4 protein-coding genes are annotated in these 3,760 nt (G+C 32.3%); 2 read left to right on the top strand and 2 right to left on the bottom strand.

Translation table 11 applies throughout. The features are described 5' to 3' along the window. Window positions 1-1,267 precede the first annotated feature (1,267 nt). The gene (locus AC1DRF_RS19275; RefSeq protein WP_097823078.1) at window positions 1,268-1,444 is read left to right on the top strand and encodes a DUF8096 family protein; all 177 of its coding nucleotides are present in this window, start codon (window positions 1,268-1,270) and stop codon (window positions 1,442-1,444) included. Window positions 1,445-1,566: 122 nt separating this feature from the next. Here AC1DRF_RS19275 and AC1DRF_RS19270 read toward each other — a convergent pair whose 3' ends face one another. Beyond that, window positions 1,567-1,809: a hypothetical protein gene (locus AC1DRF_RS19270; protein WP_098248954.1), complete on the bottom strand. Its 243-nt coding sequence runs from the start codon at window positions 1,807-1,809 to the stop codon at window positions 1,567-1,569. 320 nt (window positions 1,810-2,129) lie between these two features. Between AC1DRF_RS19270 and AC1DRF_RS19265 the strand changes: the two genes are divergently transcribed. Then, a complete protein-coding gene (locus tag AC1DRF_RS19265) occupies window positions 2,130-2,570 on the top strand; it encodes a cell wall hydrolase (protein WP_028409572.1) in 441 nt (146 codons plus the stop codon). A gap of 210 nt (window positions 2,571-2,780) precedes the next feature. On the opposite strand, the gene AC1DRF_RS19260 is transcribed toward AC1DRF_RS19265, so the two are convergent. After that, window positions 2,781-3,575 carry an alpha/beta fold hydrolase gene (locus AC1DRF_RS19260; protein ID WP_427075023.1) on the bottom strand — a complete coding sequence of 265 codons (795 nt, stop codon included), beginning with the start codon at window positions 3,573-3,575 and terminating at the stop codon, window positions 2,781-2,783. Window positions 3,576-3,760: the final 185 nt, after the last annotated feature.

The following is a 3,760-nucleotide window of genomic DNA, read 5'->3' as shown; positions in this document are numbered from 1 at the left end:
TCATTAAAACACTTAAAGAGAGCCTATGCTTAGGCTAGCGTCTATAAAAAAAGACAATAATTAAAAATAAGTCCAATGTGTAAATAATCTTTAAAATAAATGGTAATCATATAATTTGAAATTAACTCCCCCCTTCAGTAAAGCGTTTTCAAAATTTTTAATGTAAAATACACTTTTTCGGCTCACCTTATATACCTGAGCATATAGTATCGTTTATAAAGAGGTTTTCTATTATCCTTTTAACCTTTTTGAAATCCTGTTTATTGTCTAACAATAATATCCTAATCTATTATTCCTCCATTTCAGATAAAGAAATATCTTCTTTATCTAGTGTCTAGAGATAAGGTAGCAATAACACTAGATATTTCTATAACTTGTTAAAATAATTAAATCCCTTAAAATGTTTTTCTTTTAATAAAATGATATCGCTTTCAAAAAAATCTAAATCGTAGTAACTGCACATATTTTCTCCGAAAGCTAAAGGAATTTAGTATTTATTCCAGGTGTAACTTAATTAACGAAACTACAGCATTAAGTTGGGGTATCTCCTTCAATCTCTTCATACTGTAATCTCATTATAATAAACATACGTTTCTTGCATATAGGTAATGAATGGAATCAAAAAATGATAATAACGAAAAGTGTATTTTAAATTTCATGTTCTCTTTTTGCGTACTTCAGTTACATTATATTTATATACAACAGATAAATCAAGAAGATTATTATTCATTTCGCGTACTTTTTATTTAGACAGGCCTCATAGAAGTGAAGAATATTTTAATAACGACGAACTGTTATTTAAATATTAACCTTTCGTAGAGTGAAAGAGTCTATGCCTTTAAGAAATACTATAGGTAAGGTCATTTCATAACAGAGACAGGATTCATTCAGTTTGTCGATTCTCTTGGGGATTTATTTATTTTCATTGATGACGTATTTGAGTTGAAGAATAAAATGAGGTTAAGCGATCTCATCGATGTTCGCTTGGCTTAGTTCCTGAAGAAATCGTGTACAGGAAGCATTTATTTTGGTAGAGGTACATTCATGTACAATTTTAGAGTATACACGTTACGTGACGCTTCAAAGAAAATTATTAAACTAAACGAAGGAGAATCCTTTAAACAGGAACTTCAAAGAGCCAATATTCAAGAAACGCAAATTTTTCAGATGCAACTAGTGGAAAAACCAGAGTAATTTTAACATACCCCTTTTATATAGATGTAATTGTGGTAGTCTAATAAAAGCCAAATAGAAAAGAGTGATCAACCTGGAAGAAATAAAAGAGCAAGAAATCGATCTAGATAAAGTGTATGACTATGCTGCATTTCCGGATAAGGTGAGTGGCAGATGTAACAACTGCAATTCATCTTACTTCAAAAGTTCTGTAAAGGGTGGCGTATTCTTACGTGAATGTCGAGAATGCGGAATGAAAAAGAGTATTTAAACATCGATGATATAGAAAAAGAGAAGGTTAAAAACCTTCTCTTTTTTAGTTTAACTGTGTTTTAGCCATCTTAAAGTAGAAGAAATGTCTTACTCTCTAGATGTTTTTTCTACTTTATTAGGTTATAACTTTTCTCTTAACATAGAAATTTCATTAATTAAATCTTTTATTAATCGTCCTAATGCTACTATGTGTTCATCTTTGCGATCATAATCATCAATTTTCATAGATAGTTCTAAAACACGACAGGTCTCTTCAACTGTCAGGCCATGATCTCTTGCAAGAGTTTTTACTGTATCAAGAAATTTAACAGCATCATTATCAAAATAATCTTTTCGTGTTGGTTGATTAAATAATGTTCCCATTTTCTCTCTCCTTAAAATTTTAATATTAGTAAATTGCACAAATGAATCAGTGCCAGATTTGTAACTAGTACAGGCTGAGAGATTATATTTATTGCGAAGGCATATTTTTAAAACTTGAGGCATTCAATTTACAATGTTACTGCCTATAACGTATTCGATAAGCATCTAACGATCACCTACTGCGGTAGCTAATTAGTATCAATTTATTTAATGGTAATGATTAAATATGCGCGATGATATGTGAAAACTAAGCATTGCTAGCTTATAAACAATGACATCAATATAGGCTTTTTTTCATACTATGTTTTGGGGGTGAATAAATGGCAAGAGTAAAGTACAGTAATTCAGACATTAACTTAATGGCAAGGATGATGCGAGCAGAAGCTGAAGGTGAAGGAAGACAAGGAATGTTATATGTGGGAAATGTAATTGTTAATCGTCTTGCAGCAAATTGTATAGACTTTAAAAATTTAAGAACCGTTTCACAAGTCATTTATCAAGTCCAGGGGGGGAATTATTCGTTTGAAGCTGTTCAAAAAGGCAATGTGTTTTATCAAAGAGCAAGAGGTGTTGAAAAAAGATTAGCAAAGCAGAATTTGGATTATTGGAGACAACACCCAGCGAAATTTGCTCTTTGGTATTTTAATCCCCATGCTCCGTGCCCTCCAACATGGTACGGTCAACCTGCATCTGGTCAATTTAAAAATCATTGTTATTATGAACCAAAACCAGATACATGTGCTAGTGTTTATAGAGGTTAAGTTATTGAGGAGTTTTCTATTAATGTCTCTACTATTAATTAATGAAAAATAGTTAATAATTTAAATATGACATAACACCCTCAAATTCAACAGTATAGAGAACTTGAGGGTCTTTGTTTCATTCATTTTTAGTTGTAGCTTTTTACTTATTCAATTGGCTTCTATAATGTTGGTTATGTTAAGTATGAGTATAAAGATAAGTTATACCAATCAAAAGTTGTCCAGCTCAAGTCTGTTTAACCAGTTATGCACTAATACGTTAAATACATCAGTTTGTTCAATTTGTAGGTTGTGACCAGCCATATCAAGCACTGCAAAAGTTGCCCTTGGGTAATCTTCGATTAGTTGCCACGCATCCTGATATCCCACTACATTATCCTGACGTCCTGTTATAATGAGTGTGGGATACTCAAGTTTAAATGAAATATCAAATGTAAAGCCATATCCATTTTGACGAATGTTATTTACAAATTCATGATTTGTTTGTTTAGAAGGAAGTAAAATTTCATTTTGAAACCTCTCCCATTCAGTTTGACCTTGGACTACCCCCATGGAACAAAATTCATCAGCTTCCTCTGGAGACAAACGTGATATCAAGTCGTTGTCTTTCTTTAGAACAGTCTGTTGGGGCACCACCCTTTCATCATATTCAGGTATAATCAATGGTGCCATTAGCAGTAATCCACGAACTTTGTCCTGGCGTGAACGGACTATACCTCTGGCAATGTACCCTCCATATGAATTGCCACAAACAATAAACTTTTGGTCAGGAATAATTTCGTCCAAAAGACATAATATCGCTTCTAAAATATTATCAGAGTTCTGAATAGACAATTGAGGCTCGGAATTCCCCATCCCTGGTAAGTCTATGTATATTCTCTTCCAATGGCTTCGTTTCTCGAATAACGGTTCCATTGCATTTAACATCACTTGATGGTCAAGTGTCCAACCATGCAACATAACGATGGGATATCCATCTCCAATTACTTTATGGTAAATCGACAAAATTTTTCCCCTTTCTGTGTATGCCAAATGTATCTACATGAACATTTAATCTTTCCATACATATATTGTAATCTTAACAAAATTTCTTTTGAAAATGGATTTATTTTGATTATCGTATAACCATTAGTTTATTGGTTTGTCTATGAATCTGTATTAATATCTGAAAAAAGTACCGACAAGTGATT

This window comes from Priestia sp. P5_B4, from assembly GCF_056400385.1.
The sequence above is the reverse complement of the archived record's forward strand: the minus strand, read 5'-3'. Positions and strand labels throughout refer to the sequence as shown.